This is a genomic window from uncultured Lactobacillus sp. (genome assembly GCF_902491705.1).
Taxonomy (GTDB): Bacteria; Bacillota; Bacilli; order Lactobacillales; family Lactobacillaceae; genus Lactobacillus.
Genome location: NZ_CABUIW010000014.1, coordinates 1 through 17870, shown reverse-complemented (window position 1 = coordinate 17870; position 17870 = coordinate 1). Strand labels below are relative to the sequence as shown.

The 17870-nt window shown below is 37.2% G+C and carries 19 protein-coding genes and 2 pseudogenes; 18 read left to right on the top strand and 3 right to left on the bottom strand.

Annotation, left to right across the window (positions count from 1 at the left end; genetic code table 11):
• Positions 1 to 43 precede the first annotated feature (43 nt).
• Genes RDN22_RS04235 through RDN22_RS04225 form a run of 3 tightly spaced genes read left to right on the top strand, consistent with a single transcriptional unit; the run spans position 44 to position 2309 of the window.
• Positions 44 to 571, top strand: coding sequence for a TetR/AcrR family transcriptional regulator (locus tag RDN22_RS04235; RefSeq protein WP_308556231.1), 528 nt, complete (start codon positions 44 to 46; stop codon positions 569 to 571).
• Entirely contained in the window at positions 572 to 1633 is a 1062-nt protein-coding gene (locus RDN22_RS04230) for an ABC transporter permease (RefSeq protein WP_308556229.1), read from the top strand. It abuts the gene before it with no gap.
• A gap of 1 nt (position 1634) precedes the next feature.
• On the top strand, positions 1635 to 2309 hold the full coding sequence (locus RDN22_RS04225) for an ABC transporter ATP-binding protein (protein ID WP_308556227.1): 675 nt from the start codon (positions 1635 to 1637) through the stop codon (positions 2307 to 2309).
• 50 nt (positions 2310 to 2359) lie between these two features.
• Here RDN22_RS04225 and RDN22_RS04220 read toward each other — a convergent pair whose 3' ends face one another.
• Together RDN22_RS04220 and RDN22_RS04215 are read right to left on the bottom strand one after the other, a co-directional pair.
• On the bottom strand, positions 2360 to 3808 hold the full coding sequence (locus RDN22_RS04220; protein ID WP_308556225.1) for an SLAP domain-containing protein: 1449 nt from the start codon (positions 3806 to 3808) through the stop codon (positions 2360 to 2362).
• 128 nt (positions 3809 to 3936) lie between these two features.
• The gene (locus RDN22_RS04215; protein WP_308556223.1) at positions 3937 to 5346 is read right to left on the bottom strand and encodes a C69 family dipeptidase; all 1410 of its coding nucleotides are present in this window, start codon (positions 5344 to 5346) and stop codon (positions 3937 to 3939) included.
• Positions 5347 to 5441: 95 nt separating this feature from the next.
• Between RDN22_RS04215 and RDN22_RS04210 the strand changes: the two genes are divergently transcribed.
• From RDN22_RS04210 to RDN22_RS04185, 6 genes are all read left to right on the top strand, one after another.
• Positions 5442 to 5684, top strand: a complete 243-nt coding sequence (locus tag RDN22_RS04210; protein WP_308556221.1) for a hypothetical protein — start codon at positions 5442 to 5444, stop codon at positions 5682 to 5684.
• 117 nt (positions 5685 to 5801) lie between these two features.
• The gene (locus RDN22_RS04205) at positions 5802 to 6425 is read left to right on the top strand and encodes a TetR/AcrR family transcriptional regulator (protein ID WP_308556219.1); all 624 of its coding nucleotides are present in this window, start codon (positions 5802 to 5804) and stop codon (positions 6423 to 6425) included.
• A gap of 154 nt (positions 6426 to 6579) precedes the next feature.
• Complete coding sequence (locus tag RDN22_RS04200) at positions 6580 to 7119, top strand: NAD(P)H-dependent oxidoreductase (RefSeq protein ID WP_308556217.1); 540 nt, start codon at positions 6580 to 6582, stop codon at positions 7117 to 7119.
• Between the two features lie 12 nt (positions 7120 to 7131).
• Positions 7132 to 7680 carry an NAD(P)H-dependent oxidoreductase gene (locus RDN22_RS04195; protein WP_308556215.1) on the top strand — a complete coding sequence of 183 codons (549 nt, stop codon included), beginning with the start codon at positions 7132 to 7134 and terminating at the stop codon, positions 7678 to 7680.
• 93 nt (positions 7681 to 7773) lie between these two features.
• Complete coding sequence (locus RDN22_RS04190; RefSeq protein WP_308556214.1) at positions 7774 to 8565, top strand: tyrosine-protein phosphatase; 792 nt, start codon at positions 7774 to 7776, stop codon at positions 8563 to 8565.
• A gap of 4 nt (positions 8566 to 8569) precedes the next feature.
• The gene (locus RDN22_RS04185) at positions 8570 to 9499 is read left to right on the top strand and encodes an FAD:protein FMN transferase (protein WP_308556212.1); all 930 of its coding nucleotides are present in this window, start codon (positions 8570 to 8572) and stop codon (positions 9497 to 9499) included.
• 31 nt (positions 9500 to 9530) lie between these two features.
• Here RDN22_RS04185 and RDN22_RS04180 read toward each other — a convergent pair whose 3' ends face one another.
• Positions 9531 to 10067, bottom strand: coding sequence for a CvpA family protein (locus RDN22_RS04180; RefSeq protein ID WP_308556210.1), 537 nt, complete (start codon positions 10065 to 10067; stop codon positions 9531 to 9533).
• Positions 10068 to 10232: 165 nt separating this feature from the next.
• Here RDN22_RS04180 and rsmG point away from each other — a divergent pair.
• The 9 genes and pseudogenes from rsmG to RDN22_RS04135 form a co-directional block, all read left to right on the top strand.
• Positions 10233 to 10986: pseudogene (gene rsmG / locus RDN22_RS04175) on the top strand (16S rRNA (guanine(527)-N(7))-methyltransferase RsmG).
• 18 nt (positions 10987 to 11004) lie between these two features.
• Complete coding sequence (gene noc, locus RDN22_RS04170) at positions 11005 to 11826, top strand: nucleoid occlusion protein (RefSeq protein WP_308556208.1); 822 nt, start codon at positions 11005 to 11007, stop codon at positions 11824 to 11826.
• A 16-nt stretch (positions 11827 to 11842) separates the two neighbouring features.
• Entirely contained in the window at positions 11843 to 12622 is a 780-nt protein-coding gene (locus RDN22_RS04165; protein ID WP_308556206.1) for an AAA family ATPase, read from the top strand.
• Positions 12600 to 13484: a ParB/RepB/Spo0J family partition protein gene (locus RDN22_RS04160; RefSeq protein ID WP_308556204.1), complete on the top strand. Its 885-nt coding sequence runs from the start codon at positions 12600 to 12602 to the stop codon at positions 13482 to 13484. Before RDN22_RS04165 ends, RDN22_RS04160 begins: the two co-directional genes overlap by 23 nt.
• Entirely contained in the window at positions 13477 to 13740 is a 264-nt protein-coding gene (locus RDN22_RS04155; protein ID WP_308556202.1) for a DUF951 domain-containing protein, read from the top strand. Before RDN22_RS04160 ends, RDN22_RS04155 begins: the two co-directional genes overlap by 8 nt.
• Positions 13741 to 13796: 56 nt before the next feature.
• Positions 13797 to 14897, top strand: coding sequence for a redox-regulated ATPase YchF (ychF, locus tag RDN22_RS04150; RefSeq protein ID WP_308556200.1), 1101 nt, complete (start codon positions 13797 to 13799; stop codon positions 14895 to 14897).
• An 8-nt stretch (positions 14898 to 14905) separates the two neighbouring features.
• A complete protein-coding gene (locus RDN22_RS04145) occupies positions 14906 to 15682 on the top strand; it encodes a DUF1129 domain-containing protein (RefSeq protein ID WP_308556198.1) in 777 nt (258 codons plus the stop codon).
• Positions 15683 to 15801: 119 nt separating this feature from the next.
• Positions 15802 to 17526 carry an ABC transporter ATP-binding protein gene (locus RDN22_RS04140; RefSeq protein ID WP_308556196.1) on the top strand — a complete coding sequence of 575 codons (1725 nt, stop codon included), beginning with the start codon at positions 15802 to 15804 and terminating at the stop codon, positions 17524 to 17526.
• Positions 17527 to 17535: 9 nt separating this feature from the next.
• Positions 17536 to 17826 (top strand): annotated as a pseudogene (locus RDN22_RS04135) (ABC transporter ATP-binding protein); the annotation flags it as partial.
• Positions 17827 to 17870 lie beyond the last annotated feature (44 nt).

Sequence of the window (17870 nt, the reverse complement as noted above, 5' to 3'; positions counted from 1 at the left end):
AAGTGACGAATTGTCGCTACTCATAGGGGAAAGAGGGATAACGATGGTTAAATCTACATTCATAAATTTACCGACTGCTAAAAAACAAAAAATTGAGGCAGTATTACTGGAAGAATTCAGTACTTACCCTTTAGCGGAAGCTAAAGTTTCACATATTGTTAAAAAGGCAGGCATTGCTCGAGGTGCTTTTTACAAGTATTTTGATGATCTAACTGATGCCTATCTTTACATGTATCATATTGCGATCGATACGATTCATATGAACATGACGCCTGATGAAAAATTCGATCCAGATCTTTTTTATGATCGAATAGTGAAATTTATTGATAAGACTCAATACAGCAAGTTTGAGCCAATGATGAAACTTCATATGGCACAAAATGAGTACTTAATTCCAGATAACTTCAAGATTTACTCTAAACAATTAATCAATTTAAACCCAGTTATCTGGAGTGCGATGGTTTTGAGTCACGAGGTAATCAACCTTTGTTTATCTGATCCAGAAAATAAAGAAAAGAATTTTGCCCGCTATAAAAAGAGCTTAGATATCATTGCGAAGGGGATGGACTAAGTGTTTTTAGCAACTAAGGAAATCAAGCATGACAAGCTGCGTTATGGCTTGATTATTTTGATGATCTTTTTAATTAGTTATTTGATTTTTATGTTGTCATCTTTGGCTGTGGGATTAGCTAGTGAAAACACGCAAGCAATTAACAGCTGGGGTGCTAAGCAAGTTGTATTGAATAAGAATTCAAATATCAGCATGAGTCAATCAATTTTGACTAAAAAAGATTTGAAAAATGCCAAATTAGGTAAGAATGAAGCTTATGTTGGTCAATTGGGCGTTGTGGTTAAAGCTAAGGACCACGATTCTGTTTCAGCACAATTTTTAGGAATTAAGAAAGACCAATTTATTTATAAAGATCAAAACCTTGTCTCAGGTAAAAAAGCTAAAAAGAGTAACGAAGTAACTGTTGATTCAAGCTTTAAAGACAAAGGATATAAATTAGGCGACAAGATTAGCTTAAACGGCTCAAAGAAAAAATATAAGATTGTCGGCTTTGTTAATAATGCCAAGATCAACATTGCACCAATTGTTTACGGTAATTTCGCAACTTGGAAGAAATTACGTATGGTAGCACCTAACGTTGTAGCTTCTGCCATTATGTCTAAAAAAGCTAATTACAAGTTTAATCATAAAGATGCCAAAACTTATCCAATTAACAAGTTCATCGATAAGTTGCCTGGTTACACTGCTCAAAATATGACCTTTGAATTAATGATTGGCTTCTTGTTTGTCATTTCACTCATCGTCATTGCAGTCTTCTTATACATCTTAACAATGCAAAAGATGCACAACTTTGCTGTTATGCGTGCACAAGGTATCCCAAGCAAGACACTAGTTGGTGCAACTATTAGTCAATCAATTATTTTGGTAGCTGTCGGCGTCATTATCGGTTTGATTTTAATGTGGATTACTAGTGTAGCATTACCTGCAGCAGTTCCAATGAGCTTTACTCCAGCCATTATGGTTAGCGGAACAGTCGGCATGCTTGTAATGGGCGTTATTGGTAGTTTGATCCCAATCAGATCTATTTTGAAAGTTGATCCAGCAAAGGCGATTGGTGAATAAAATGGCAGTAATTGAATTAAAGAATGTAAAGAAAGTTTATGGTAAAGGCGACGCACAAGTTGAAGCTTTAAAGGATATCAACTTTAAGGCAAATAAAGGCGAAGTTGTTTTAATTATGGGACCTTCTGGTGCTGGTAAAAGTACATTTTTAACTATTGCAGGGTCTCTTCAAAAGCCAACTTCAGGCGAAGTTTTGATTAATGACGAGGATATCAGTAATTTCTCTGCTAAAAAGCGCAATGAATTACGTTTAAACAAGATTGGCTTTGTTTTGCAAGCTTACAACTTGGTACCATTTTTAACAGTAGATGAGCAATTCACCTTGGTTGATAAGGTAAAAAAGCAAAATAATTTGTCACGAGATGATTTGCAAGATTTGCTTAAACAATTGGGGATTACGAATTTAGTTAATAAGTATCCAAACCAATTGTCAGGTGGTCAGCAGCAAAGAGCAGCAATTGCACGTGCGTTTTATGCAAATCCTGAAATATTGCTTGCTGATGAGCCTACTGCTTCGCTTGATACGAAGAATGTAGAAGAAGTAGGGCAATTGTTCAAGGATCTAGCTAAGAAGCGTGACAAGGCCGTTATGCTCGTTACACACGATCCTCGTCTTGAGAAGTATGCCGATCACATTTATGAAATGATGGATGGGCAAATGAGCCAAAAGAAATAATGAAAAAAGGATGAGCAAAATGCTCATCCTTTTTTGGTTAAAAATATATTTTAGTTAAAGTTACTTACCTTAACGTAACGCTTGTTAGTAGCAGTTGCGCCTTCAACTCTGTAGTAACGTTTACCATTCTTAAATTTGTAAGAACCACCATAAGTTGTAATCGATGTTCCTTTCTTAAGCAATGTGTAGTCAGCTCTTCTGGTGCTGGTTGCGTAGACATATGCGTTATGCTTAAGCATACGCTTAGTACCATCGACATTAGCTGCCTTGATGAATTGATCTGTGCCATTTACTTGATAGTATCTTGCTTTGCCAATGATGGTAACAGTTGATGAAAGATCTAATTGTTTGAATGTTGAATAAGTTACCTTAGTAGCACGACCTTTACTGTCATAAGCTCTAGCGGCGTGCATCAATGTTCTGGTATTAGAAGAATTAGTGCCGTTAGTTTGGAGTAAGTCGTAAGTCTTAATCCAGGCAGTATGTTGATAGCTTCCTTCGTCAGCTTGAGCCTGTGATTCTTGTGAGATTCTGCTGTAAGAAACACCGTCAATTATGGTCGTGTCATTCCCCACAAAAATAGTGTCTTTTTCATTAATTCTATCTGGAGTATCTAATACGACTGGATTAATTTCACTACTGTTTTGAGAAGAAACACCATAGATGTAGGTCCAATTAGTTGATTGCCAGCTTAGGTCTAATGTGCGGGCACCTTCAGGTTTTACCAAAACGGTGTATGAGATTTCAGTAGATTTATTACCGTTAGTAGCCTTTAAGGTTACTTCACCAGTTGAACCTGCTTTGCTTGTATCAACAGTGTTTGAAACAACAGTTAATTTAGCATTTCCTGCAGAGAACTTGAAGTTACTGCCGTTTGTTCCAACAAAGTCAGTTGGGTTAAATTTACTGTTAGCTTTAACTTGGAAAATTTGACCGTAAACTGGAGTAGTTACAGACTTATTGCCTTGAGTGTATGAAACGTTGATGACTGGTGCATCTTTTTCATCAGTAGCACTAGGGTTAAATGGAACCTTAACAGATGATGTAGCAGTTTGAACTTTACCGTCTGCTTGCGTAACGTTACTTTGAACTTCTAAGTTGATAATAATGCCGCGTTTGCCAACATCAGTAATTGTACTGCTGCCAGTGTAGCCGCTAACTTTAACCCCTTGGTTTCTAAGTTGCAAAGCAATGAATTGTGCAGTTGTTAAGATATTTGTTTGACCTTTCATCCCGTCAGGCAACTTAATAGTTACTGCCTTTTTTATGGCACCAAGTACTTGATCGATTGTTTCACCATTTTTAATTGACAAACCATTGCCAAGTGGTGCAATTTCGGTATTACCTACTTTTTGACCATTCACTTCAAAAACTGGTGCATAAGAGCTAGTCCATACACTTTGAGTAGTTGCCGCATTTACATTCTCAGCAATAGCTGCAACTGGTGCTACAGCCAGCAAAGCAGCTGCTGTAATACCAATAAATTTATTCTTTTTCATGAAATTACCTTCTTACTTATAAATATAAAAATCCGCTTTCATACGGTTAATTATAGCAAAATGGGGGGGTAAAGCTAGCCAGCTGCTTTTAAATGAAAAGGGCTCTGCTTTACAGCAGAGCTCTTTTTCTATAAATTAGGATCCATTTGGAATCTAAGTGGTGAGTCACCAGTTTGTTCCGTAATCAATTTTGCAGTTAATTCCTTATAAGCATCTGTTGCAGTTTTAGCTAACTTAGCATTTGCTTCGTTAACTAATTCAGTTTGCTTAGCTGGATCATTTTCCTTAGCTAATTTTTTATCATATTGGTGTCTAATTTGCAGTAATTTTTCGTTTGTAGCACTTTGCGTATTGCTTAATGCAGTACCGTACTTGCCCCAATCGCGGTCAACCAATACACCGGCTAATTTAAATACCCAGTATGCAGAGTTTGGAGAGTAAGTTTCCTTACCGTTCTTCCAAGTATTAGGCACCTTAGTTCCTTGTGGGTAGAATGGTACATAAACGCTTTGTGCGGCAACGCCCATTGCAAGCCAGTGAATCATATCTTCACCATTTAATTCAAGTAGGTGAGATTCTTGGGTGGTTGCTACAGAGATTGGACGGAATGTTGGTTGATTTTTGTTTTTCTTATTTGTTAAATCATAAACTGTATTGTTGAAGTGATCGCTTAATACACGTTGTGCATCTTGAGCTGAAATTGGAGCATCAGGCTTTCTAGTAAATGGTAAATTGAAGTCTTGTGGCTTTTGCTCAACAGATGGCGTAAGAAGACGTTGGCCGCTCCAAACACGAGGAGTGTTGTAGTGTAAGTCGCTATCATCATGTGTGCCAAAAATATCACGCCAAATAAATGGTTTGTCTTTTGGCCATAATTTGTTATCGTAAACAAATTCTTGTAAATGATCTGAATATAAGAAATTGTTATTATTAAAATCAATTTCTTGAATAGCTAATTGGTTTGCGACAACAGCGTATGAGTCGTCAGGGATGCGTTGAGCTACCCAGTGGTGACCAGAACCAATTTCCATATACCAGGCTTCATCGCGATCAGCAAATAAAATGCCGTCTGCTTCGGCTGCACCATGTTTTTCTACAATTTCACCAAGACGCTTTACACCTTCTTTAGCAGTCTTAACATATGGCAATACCACAGTAACCATGGCTTCTTCTAAGATGCCTTTTTCAGTATCAAATGGATCAACAGCCATTACTCGATCATTTGCATATGCACTCTCAGTAGCACTCATTGCAACGTGGTGTTCATTAATTCCGTCTTCTTCAAAAACGCCATACTTGTCAGTCCATTCTGGTGTTGAAGAATATGAAAGCCTTTCTTCAGGCAAATCTATTTCGAATTTGTTATCCTTAGATTTGAAGTGATTATTTTTTATTACTTTATGTACATTAAAAGCTAAATGTTTAGGCCAAGCAGTTTTGGCATCTTCATTACGGCCAATAATTACGCTGCCAGTTAAAGAGGCTTTTTTGCCAATTAAAATTGATGTACAAGATGAACGTCCAATAGTAGTATTCAATTTTTACACTCTTTCTAAATTAATTTGTAATATAATTATAATGTAAAACACTAGATTTTATATTATATTATTTTTGGGGAAATTGAGGTTTTAATATGAACGATAAGCCAGAGAACAAATCGATCGAATTAACCACAGATTATGATGCTCATACTATTAATATGAAATTCTCAGATAATCTAAAAGACGATCGTGAACGAGGCTATATTTTATCCGCTGCTTTCTTTGCTTTTTGTGCTTCACAAGGCTTGGATAAGCAAGCGGTTATTGAAATGGTATCTTCACATTATGATCAGTTTACCGGAGACAATGATTTATCGTTATTCAAGCGACTATAAAAAAGTAACAATTAAGACTTGCATTTGTTATTTTTTGGATATATGATGTTCATGAAAATAAAAATAACAGGCGTATTGAAAAGTGCGTTTGGGGAAAATGATTGAGGTGCATTAAAAATGGCAAGAAAGAAAGAAATCAGTAAAGACAAAATTTTAGATACAGCTTATAAGATGGCAATTAAGGACGGTATTGAAGGCTTAACTGCTCGTAGCATTGCTAAGGCAGGACACTTCTCAACACAACCTTTGTATCTTGAATTTGACAATATGGAAGATCTTCGCTCTCAAGTATTGAAGAGAATTTCTGACGATTTAAGAGCTCATATTTTACAACAAAAGTATACTGGTGAGCCTTTAATCGACCTTGATTTGTCATATATTGATTTTGCACAAAAGCATGTTAACTTATTCCGCGCAATGTTTGTTGACGGTAAATTTGGTAGCAAGATCATTGCTGACACTTTAATGGACTTAGGTGTTGAAAAGTTCAATGAACAATATCCTGATACCGATTATGATCAAGACAAGATCCGTGATATTGTAATTGCTAACTGGATTTCAACTACTGGTATGGCTGCACTTGTAGTTAACGAAATTGCAAGTTTCAACCAAAACCAAATTATCAATGTGTTAAACGCACAGATTCACGATGCTATGCTTAACGATCGTCTTAGCGAAACTCAAGAAAGTCCAATGTTTGCTGCAGACGACGAAGCTTCTCTTAAGGATAACTTAGCATAGGAATTCGTCAATCATTTGCGCTTTTCACCCTCGGAAAAAGACATTTTCAATATTGAAAATGCCTTTTTTCTTGCGTTATTAAAATCGATTTTCGTAATATTTATTAATCATTAAGTTATAATTATGATAAAGATGATTTCGAAAGGTGGTTTTTATGAAGGTACTAGCTTTATCTGGCTCTAATGCCGATAACTCATTTAACGAAAAGTTGCTTAGAGTTATTATGAATAATTTAGATTATAAATATGACTTTGAATTTGCAACAGTTAAGGGCTTACCAATGTTTAAAGAAGGCGTTGATGCACCTCAAAACGTGCTTGATTTAGGCAAGAAAATTGAGGATGCAGATATGGTTTTGATCGGTTCCCCAGAACAACAACACTCAGTAACTAGCGCATTAAAGAGCGCTCTTGAATGGCTTTCAAGTTCTGTCCATCCCTTCCACGATAAGCCAGTAGTAATTGTTTCAACCTCACCAATGCCTCAAGGTGCTTCTCGTTCACAAACTCGTTTAAAGAGTATCTTGGCTGCTCCAGGTTTCAGCGCACATGTATTTAATGGCGATGAATTTATGATGGGATTTGCACCAAAGCAATTCGACGAAGAAGGTCACTTAGTAGACGAAGGAACAATTAAGTTCTTGAATCACTTCTTCGATGAAGTTGATGATTGGTACGCACAACTTACTAAGTAGGGGGCTCATTAAATGAAATTATTAGCAATCGTTGGTACAAATGCTCCATTTTCATATAACCGTTTTTTAGCAAAGTTTATTGCTAAACGTTATGCTGAAAAAGCCGATATTGAAGTAAGAGAAATTGATGACATCAAGCCATTTTGTAGAACTGAAGAACCAGATGAAGCTACTAAGAAGTGGATTGAAGATATCAAAAATGCTGACGGCATTATCTTGACCACACCAGAATATGATCACTCTATTCCAGCAGCTCTTAAGAGTGCGCTTGAATGGTTAGGCTCACACGCTGGTCCTAACGTAATGAAGATGAAGCCAGCTGCAGTAGTTGGTACTTCATACGGTATTCAAGGCTCAAGCCGTGCTCAAGAAGATGCACGTGAAATTTTACTTTCACCAGATATGAGCGCAAATGTTTTGCCAGGTAATGAAATTTTAATTGGCGGCGCTGCTAGAAACTTTGATAAAGAAAGCGGCGACTTAACTGACGAAGCTTCTATCAAGCAATTAGATGTAATGATGGACAACTTTGTTAATTTTGTTGCACAAGCTAACAAATAATTTTGTCAGTTTGCTAACTCAATAGTAAAATTACCGAATAGGAATACTATTCGGTTTTTTAATCTAAAAAATAATTGTGAAGAGGTGAGAATAATGATAAAACCTGTTGTTTTGCCCTTAGAAAAGGTCCGCAATCCGCGAGACCTAGGTGGCTACATTGGCTATCAAGGGCGCAAAGTTAAAATGCACCGCTTGATTAGATCAGGTAAGATCAGCAATATCACTGCAAAAGATGAACAATTTTTGCTTGATTATGGTTTAACCAAAATCATTGATCTACGTTCACCACATGAATGTCGTAAAATGCCAGATAGTACACTTCCTGGCGTAGAACATTTGGATATTTCAATTGCTAAAGATGACAATACAAACGGTGGTAAAAAGGATTTAGCAAAGGTTTTTGAAACCTATCGCAAGGACCAATATGCTGGCTTTAGGATGATGTGTGATCGCTATCGTGCGCACGTTGTAAAGGAGCACGCTCAAACCAGTTTGCACCAAATTCTTGAAGTACTTGCTAATACTGAAGATGGCGCTATTTTATATCATTGTTCTGAAGGAAAAGATAGAACGGGCATTGTAACGGTAATGATCTTGTATATTTTAGGCGTTGATATGGAAACAATCCGCCAAGATTACTTGTATTCTAATTACATGCTTAACGATTATCGTGCAAAACGTGACCGTGCTATAGAAAAAGAAGGCGGCAATCTTTGTCTTCGTGCCAACATGCGTATTTTAGGCTCAGTTAGCGACGCATTTTTGGATACATCATTAATTGCAATTGAAAAAGAATTCGGCGGGATCGATAATTATCTAAAAGAAAAGATTGGTTTAACGCCACAATTGCGCGATAGATTGCGTGAATTATATTTGGAAGACTAGAAAAATGATTAAAGATTTAGCACTAGAACAAGTAGTCGGACATCATCATGCATTAGGTACCTCAATTACGTTGCAGATTTTTGGCACGCAAAAAAGAGACTTATTGCAAAAATCATTTGATTTGATTGATCATTATGAGGATTTATTAACTGTTAATAGGGATGAATCTGAAGTAATGGACATCAATCATGCATCTGGTGATCATCCAGTTCAAGTTTCAAGTCCAGTTTATAGCTTGGTTAAATTAGCAGTTGAAAAAAGCCGTGAGAACTTTGGTTTTAATGCTTTAATTGGCCCAGTTGTAAAATTGTGGCATATCGGCTTTAAAGGAGCACATGTGCCAAAAGATAGTGAAATTAAAGATCGCATGCTTTTAACCCATCCATTTAAAGTGGTTTTGAATGATCAAGATCAAAGCGTCTTTCTCAAGATGAAAGGAATGGAGCTTGATTTAGGTGGGATTGCTAAAGGTTGGATTGCTGACAGAATTCGCGATCTCTGGTTGGCTTATGGCGTAGAAGCAGGGATCATCAATTTAGGCGGCAATATTTTACTTGTGGGTGATTCTCCTAAAAGAGTTAATGGTCAATGGATGATTGGTGTTCAAGACCCAATAGAACCTCGAGGCGATAATATTACCTCGGTAATGGTGCCACAATGTTCTGCCGTTACAAGTGGTACGTATGAGCGATATTTAGTCGTTGATGGTCATAAGTACCATCACTTGATCGATCCAAGAACGGGTTATCCTGTTAAAACGGATTTAGCCGGTGTAACGACCTTTACTAAGACTTCAGTTGAAGCTGAAATTGAGTGTAAACGGCTATTTTTCGCAGGTTATCCAATGAAAAATTGGCATGATGATCCAGACCGAATTGGTGCAGTCTTTGTATATAACGACGAACACGTTGAATACGACAATTTTAATCAATAGAAAAAAGCTAAGCATTGCTTAGCTTTTTTGGTTATCCAACCGTTTTACTAATATTAAAGATATTATTGAAGACACCGTTAGAAAGACCTGGTGTGCTGTAAATAATAAAACGTAAAAATGATGAATCAATCGTTTGTTGCATGAACCATGGGTTTTGAAGTGCATTGAACATTGATAAAACCACGTAAACAACAAAGTAGCTGGCAATTAATGAAGCTAAAGCCCCTAAGACATTGTCCAAAATACTACCTAAGTTTGTAGCATGGGGATTCTTGGCTGGAATCCAGTTTTTGAATATTTTCATGATCATTTTTCCAACAAAGAAAACAATGAAGAAAGCCGCAAATCTTGCGATCATTAATTCCACATTGTTTGTGGCATTATTTCTGATCATTTCCCCGGTAAATTGTGTGTAAAGCCAATTACCTAGTGGGTTTTGCGCAAAAATCGCTATCATGAAGACAATTGCGGAACAAATCAATCCAATAATGTATCTCGTAAAGCCAGTTTTATAACCTGTATAAGTTTTATAAGCTAAATAAGCTAAAACTATTAAAGTAACAACCATTTTTCTCCTTCTCCATGCGCCTCATTATACTCTATTTTTCAGGCTGCAAAACTTTGACGATTGCAATAAAATACTTCATAATTAAAAAGACGATCTGTCTTTACTTATGAACGCATTTGGCGTTAAATTTAAAATGTGAAACAAGGTTCCACGGGTGAAAAAATAATGAATCCTGAAAAATTTTTCTTAGAACTATCAAAACATAATTTTGAATTAACTGATAAACAAAAGCAGCAATTTAAACTTTATTTTAAAATGTTGATCGAAGTCAATGAGCACGTTAACTTGACTAGAATCACAGAAGAAGACGAGGTATACCTTAAGCACTTTTATGATAGTATTACGCCTCTTCTTACTTTTGGCGAGATTTTTAAAGACGGAGCAACTCTGTGTGATGTTGGTGCCGGTGCCGGTTTTCCTTCGATTCCGATCAAGATTTTAAAACCAAGTATCAAAGTAACGATTGTTGATTCTCTTCAAAAGAGACTGAATTTCTTAAAAGATTTAATCAGTAAATTGGACTTAACTGACGTAGAGCTAGTTCATGGTCGTGCTGAAGACGTCGGTCAAAATAAGCTTTATCGTGAAAAATTCGATATCGTAACTGCTCGCGCTGTAGCTAGAATGTCAGTTTTAAGCGAATATTGCTTGCCTTTAGTTAAAAAAGGCGGCTACTTCGTTGCCTTTAGTTAAAAAAGGCGGCTACTTCGTTGCCTTAAAGGGTCCTAAAGCCGAGGATGAATTAGACGATGGTCAAAAAGCCCTTGAAGTTTTAGGTGGCAAGCTGATTGAAGATAAAGAACTTACTTTACCAGAAAGTGAAGAAGAGAGAACTTTAGTCTTAGTTCAAAAAGTTAAATCCACGCCGAAAAAGTATCCACGTCAAGCTGGTACACCACGGTGCAAACCAATACATTAATTTAGGAGGAAATATCAAATGTCATTATTTTCTTTTATGCGTCATGATGAAGAAATTCCTAAAAACAAACAAATCCAAGATCTTGAATTAGATAAGATTGTTCCTAACCGTTATCAACCACGTCGTGAATTCTCAGATGATTCAATTAAAGAATTAGCTGAAACTCTTGATAAAGATGGTTTGCTTCAACCAATCGTTGTGCGTGAAGATGGCGATCAATACGAAATTATTGCTGGTGAACGTCGTTATCGTGCAGCTAAGAGCTTGGGCTGGGAGACTATTCCAGCAATTGTCAAGAACATGGATGACGATCAAGCAGCATCTTTAGCTTTAATTGAAAATTTGCAACGTGAAGACTTAAACCCAATTGATGAAGCTAAGGCATACACTAACTTGATGAAGTTAAATGATTTGACTCAAACTGCTTTAGCTAAAGATATGGGTAAGTCCCAATCATACGTAGCTAACAAGTTGCGTTTATTAAAGCTTTGCGATGATGTGCAACAAGCATTAGTTGACGGCAAGATTACCGCTCGTCATGGTCGTGCTTTAATTAACTTGAGTGAAGACGATCAAAAGCGTGTTTTAAAGGAAATTGAAGAAAAGGGCTTAAACGTAAAGCAAACTGAAGAAATTGCCAAAGACGTAGATGCTTACTTTAACCCTAAGCCTAAGGAAACAAAGCGTGTTGTAAAACGTATTCCTAAGGATCTAAAAGTACAAATCAATACGATTAAAAAAGCCGTTAAGTTAGCTAAAGATTCAGGCATTAAAGTAAAGGTTAAAGAAGACAATAACCCTGATGACTACAAGATAACTATTGAATTGAAGAGAAAGTAGGGAAGGGATGGAAAATATGGTAAATGTAATTTCGGTTGCTAACCAAAAAGGTGGCGTAGGTAAAACTACTACTACCATCAATTTAGCAGCCTCAATTGCCGACCGTGGTTATCGCGTATTAATCGTGGACATCGACCCACAAGGTAACGCTACCTCTGGTTTAGGAATTGAAAAATCAGAGATTGACCAGGACATTTACAATGTTTTGATTGATGAAGTTCCTATCCAAGATACAATTCATCATACATCAACTCCTAAGTTGGACATGGTTCCAGCAACGATTAACTTGTCTGGTGCTGAAACTGAATTGATCAGTATGATGGCTCGTGAAACTCGCCTTAAATCTGCACTTGATGCAGTCAGCGACCAATACGATTTTGTATTTATTGACTGTCCACCATCTTTAGGTCAGCTCTCAATTAATGCCTTTACTGCATCAGATTCAATTTTGATTCCAGTTCAAAGTGAATACTACGCTATGGAAGGTTTGAGCCAGCTCTTAAACACTATCCGCTTAGTGCAAAAGCACTTTAATAAAGATCTTGGTGTTGAAGGCGTGCTTTTGACAATGCTTGACGCTAGAACCAACTTGGGTGCTGAAGTTGTTAAGGAAGTTCAATCGTACTTCAGCAAGAAAGTTTATAAGACAATTATCCCAAGAATTACTAAATTGGCAGAAGCTCCAAGTTACGGTCAACCAATTACGGAATATGCTCCAAAATCTCGTGGTGCGAAGGTTTATGATGATTTAGCAAAAGAGGTGTTAAAAGCTCATGGCAAGAGACTCAAGAAGTAAAGAGCCAAGAAAAAAAGGCGGCTTAGGTCGTGGTATTGAAGCCCTTTTTGAAGATGAACCACAAATCGAAGAGGTTGAAGAAGTTAAGGAACTTGATTTAGATGATATTCGTCCTAATCCATATCAACCAAGAAAAAGATTTGATGATAAGAGCTTAAAAGAATTATCTGATTCAATTAAAGAAAACGGCGTTTTCCAACCAATTATTGTTAGAAAGTCTGTTAACGGCTATGAAATTATTGCTGGTGAACGTCGCTACCGTGCTTCAAAGTTAGCTAAAAAGAAGACAATTCCAGCAATTGTACGCAAGTTTGATGAAAGTCAAATGATGGAAGTTGCAGTGCTGGAAAACTTGCAACGTGAAGATTTAACTCCACTTGAAGAAGCTCAAGCTTATGAGATGCTCCAAAAGAATTTGGGACTAACACAAGAAGAAGTTTCTAAGCGAATGGGCAAGTCTCGTCCATATATTGCCAACTACTTGCGTTTGCTTACTTTGCCAAGCAAAACTAAGCGTTTGCTCCAACATGGCGATTTATCAATGGGCCAAGCTAGAACTCTTTTAGGCTTAAAAGATAAGGATAAAATTGATGCCTTAGCTAAGCGCGTAGTTAAGGAAGGGATGCCTGTTCGTAAAGTTGAAGCTTTAGTAAGCAAGATGAATGCGAAGAAGCCACAAAAGAAGGCCGTTAAGAAATCCGCATTTATTCGTGCAAGTGAAAATCAACTTTCAAACAAGTTTGGCTCAAGTGTTAATATTTCTGAGACCAAAAAAGGTAAAGGACATCTTTCAATCGACTTTGCTTCTGCTGATGAATTGAATAGAATTCTTGATTTGTTAGGTGTTGATTTAGATGGCTAAAGAAGTTTCTTATAATTTGGCAGATACGGTTCAGATGAAAAAGCCCCATGCTTGTCAAATTAATGACTGGGAAATATTACGTATGGGTGCAGATATCAAGCTCAAATGCATGGGATGTGGCCACATGGTCATGATGCCTCGCAGCGAGTTTAACCGTAAACTAAAAAAGGTTTTAACTAAGGCTAATGATCCGGTTAACGCAAAAAAAGAACAATATGTGCCAAAAGATCGTATCGCTCGCCCAAATTTTAGATAAAATAGACAAGTAAGAAAAATATAAAATAATAGATTTTTAGAAAAAGAGGACAACAAATGTCATTAACTGCTGGTATTGTTGGTTTGCCAAACGTTGGTAAGTCAACTTTGTTTAACGCAATTACTAAGGCTGGTGCCGAAATGGCTAACTACCCATTTGCCACCATTGAACCAAACGTCGGAATGGTTGAAGTTCCTGATAAGCGTTTAGCTAGAATTCAAGAATTGATTCCTGCTAAGAAGATCGTGCACACTACTTTCGAATTTACTGATATTGCCGGTCTTGTTAAGGGTGCTTCAAAGGGTGAAGGTCTTGGTAACAAGTTCCTTGAAAACATTCGTCAAACTGATGCGATCGTTCACGTAGTACGTGCCTTTGACGATGACAACATTACTTCAGTTACTGGTAAAGTTGATCCAGAAGAAGATATCAACACTATCAACTTGGAACTTGCCATTGCTGACCTTGACGCTGTTAACCGTCGTATCGGCAAGGTAAAGAAGGTTGCTCAACAAGGCGATAAGGAAGCTAAGGCTGAGATGGCTGTACTTGAAAAGATTAAGCCAGTTTTGGAAAACGGGGATGCAGTTCGTTCAATCGACTTTAACAAGGATGAACAAAAGATTGTTAAGGGCTTGTTCTTATTGACTGCTAAGCCAGTTATTTACGTAGCTAACATTGCTGAAAGCTCAATGGCTGATCCAGAAAGCGACAAGTACTTCCAAATCGTTAAGAAGCATGCTGAAAAGGAACATGCTGAAGCTTTGGGTATTTCTGCTTCTGCTGAAGAACAAATTGCTGGTCTTGATGGCGATGAAAAGAAGGAAATGCTTGAAATGGAAGGCGTTAAGGAACCAGGCCTTGACCGTTTGATTCGTGCCGCTTACCATATTTTAGGCTTAAGAACATTCTTCACTGCTGGTGGTCCTGAAACCCGTGCTTGGACTTTCCACGAAGGTATGAAGGCTCCTCAAGTTGCCGGTGTTATTCACTCAGACTTTGAACGTGGCTTTATTCGTGCCGAAGTTGTTTCATTTGATGACTTAGATAAGCTTGAAACAATGCAAAAGGTTAAGGAAGCTGGTAAATTGCGTCTTGAAGGTAAGGATTACGTGGTTCAAGACGGCGATATTATTGAATTCAGATTTAATGTCTAGGAGTAAGAATGGCTGAAAAAGAGCAAGAAAAAAATAATCCAAATATTGATACTGAAAAACAAGAAAAATTAAAGAAGCAATCTGAAGTTGATGCTAAAGACGAAGAACTAAAGAATGAAGATCCTAAGGTTTTACGTCAAAAGTTAAGCAACAAGAATCAAGACTACGTTTTTCGTTTGGAAAAGGAATTGCAACGTCAAGGTTCACTTTCACGTGAAGAAGCAATGGCAATGACTGATGGCTTGTTGAGCGAAATTGTAATTGCTCAACGTCATGGTCAACCTGCTAATGGTCTTTACTTAGCTTCACCACAAATTAAGGCTGAACAAATGCTTCATCCAGAACAAAAGCCTGTTGAAACTCCATTTTGGCAACGTGCTGTTGATGGCGCACTTTTATACTTAGCAATTTTCGTTGGTATCTTCGGAATAATTGCTTTGTTTGAAACAAAGCAGCCTCAAAATTCACAGATGGGTATTTTGACTTTAGCCAGTGTTGGTATCTTAATGGGTGTCTTCATGGTTAAATACAATGACTGGGTAATGCCAAAGAATGGCAACCGTGTTGGTTTACCAAAATTGATTTTAAGTGGTTTAGGAATTGCCGTAGTATTATTCGTCTGGATCTGGATTTTATCATTGCCAGTAGTTCGCGTGATTAACCCAGTATTACCAGGTGCTGTTGATATTGTAATTGCTGCAATTGCATACGGTGCTCGCTACTTATTCAGAAAGCATTACCACATTGTGGGTTCATCATTTGCACCTAATCCACAACACAAATAACTTGCTTCTTTAAAAAAAGAAGTACATACTTAAGTTTTAGATAGTAGAAAAAAGATAAATGGGATAGCCCATTTATCTTTTTGTTTACGGGATGCATAGAAATAGAAGGGTGGTTTTATATGGTCAAAACATTGAGCAAATCGATTAGACAATACAAAAAGTTGTCTTTGCTCTCACCAGTATTTGTTATTGGTGAAGTTATCATCGAAATGCTGATTCCATATTTAGTTGGTATTTTGATCGATAACGGAATTATGAAAGGCAACATGGCCTATATTAGTAAATTAGGCTTGCTTTTATTTGTATTAACAATCGTTTCATTAGCATTAGGTGCAAGTGCCAGTTATGTTTCTGCACATGCAGCTGCTGGTTTTGCAGCTAACTTGCGTAAAGACATGTTCTATCACATGCAAGATTATTCATTCGAAAACATCGATCACTTTTCAAGTGCCAGTTTGGTTACGCGTTTGACGACTGACGTCAACAACGTGCAACTAGCTTACCAAATGTTGATCAGAATTGCGGTTAGAGCGCCAATGATGTTCATCGTTTCAATTATCATGTCTGTGATTATCAGTCCACGCTTGTCACTTATTTTCTTAGTATTAGGACCAATTTTTGCACTTGCTTTGGGCTTAATTATTAGAACGGCTTATCCATATTTCCCTAAAATCTTTAGAGGATATGACCGCATGAATCAAGTGGTTCGTGAAAACGTTCGCGGTATTCGTGAAGTTAAGACTTACGTTCAAGAAAAACCTCAAATCAAGGAATTCGAAAAGTCATCAGGCTTTATTTATAAATTGTTTGCAACTGCACAAAAGATTATGTCTTTGAACGCTTTAGTAGTTGCTGCAGTTTTGAACATTTCTACTTTAGCTATCTGCTGGTTTGGTGCTAGAGAAATCGTTGGCGGCAGTTTACAAACTGGTCAACTTATTTCAATGTTTACATACTCAAACTCAGTTTTGTTCAGTTTAAACATTTTGGCTATGATTACCACCCAGTTGGTTATTTCAGGTGCTAGTGGTCGTCGTATCGCTGCTGTAATCACTGAAGAACCAACTATTGAAAATCCTAAGAAGCCACTTAAGCGTTTAACTAACGGTGAAATTATTTTTGACCATGTTAACTTTAAGTATGAACCTGCTGATAAGACTGATGCACTTAACGATATTAATTTGCGCATTCACCCAGGTGAAACAATTGGGATTATCGGTGAAACTGGTTCATCTAAATCAACCTTGGTTTCTATGATTCCGCGTCTTTACGATGTAACTTCTGGTGCTGTTCGCGTTGCAGGGCATAACGTTAAGTCATACGACTTAAAGACGCTTCGTGATAACGTTGCGATGGTTCTTCAAAACAACGTTTTGTTCACAGGTACTGTTAAAGACAACTTGAAGTGGGGTAACGAAAATGCCACTGATGAGCAAGTTGTTGCGGCAGCTAAGATTGCGCATGCTGATGGATTTATTCGTGAAATGCCAGATGGTTATGACACCATGATTGAACAAGGTGGTAACAACGTTTCAGGTGGACAAAAGCAAAGAATCACTATTGCGAGAGCTTTGTTAAAGAATCCTAAGATTTTGATCTTGGATGATTCAACTTCAGCTGTTGATACTAGCACAGAGCGTGAAATTAGAACGTCTCTTGCTAAAGACATGCCAGATACAACCAAGATTATCATTTCACAAAGAATTGTTTCAATTAAAGATGCTGATCGAATCATCGTTATGAATCGCGGCAGAATCGAAGATATTGGAACACACGAAGAATTGATGAAGTCTAACGAACTTTACAGTTCAATCGCTAAATTCCAAGAAGCACAAGGAAAGTAGGTGAGCAATTTGGATAAAGCTTTAGAAAACAAAAATCAAGCTAAAGGCAGCAGAATGAAGACTTTGTCACGCCTGCTTAAGCTAATCGCAAGTACTAGTCCATGGATGCTCACTATTTCCATGATTACGATTGTTTTGGCAGCAGCCAGCAACGTTATCGGTTCATTGTTCATTGAGCGTTTGATCAATGATTACATTGTCCCATTGACTAAAGAAAAGGTGCCAAATTATGGCCCACTAGAAACAGCCATTGCAGTAATGTTTGGTATTTACGCAATTGGATTCCTTTCTCGTATTATATAAATCGAAATAAGTCATATTGTGATAATTAATCAAATTAGTAT